Origin of the sequence: Sphingomonas sp. SRS2, assembly GCF_000971055.1 — a bacterium.
In the GTDB taxonomy this organism is placed as follows: domain Bacteria; phylum Pseudomonadota; class Alphaproteobacteria; order Sphingomonadales; family Sphingomonadaceae; genus Rhizorhabdus.
This window is the reverse complement of record NZ_LARW01000002.1, coordinates 1-244: the sequence shown is the minus strand read 5'-3', so window position 1 is coordinate 244 and position 244 is coordinate 1. Positions and strand designations below refer to the sequence as shown.

General features: G+C 60.7%; 1 protein-coding gene. It reads right to left on the bottom strand.

What is annotated here, in order from left to right:
- The coding region (locus tag WP12_RS26400; RefSeq protein WP_046191725.1) for a hypothetical protein at positions 1 to 244 on the bottom strand (244 nt) is incomplete at both ends.

Genomic DNA, 244 nt, shown 5'->3' with positions numbered 1-244 from the left:
TTTGCTTCTGATCCAGTCCAGGGCCGCCAGCACCGGACGCCACACGGCGTTGTTCGACCGAACCTCCAGTCCCGAAAGCAGGCTTGGCAGCATCCGGCGATAATGATTGCCCCATGCCCTCCGCATCCCCTTGTAGATCCGCCGATCCAAGGCGCCCTTTGCCTGGCTTTCCTTGATGATCGCCGCCAGTTTGTCCTTGCCGGCGATTGGGAAAATGACATCGCAGATGCGCCCGGATGGATCG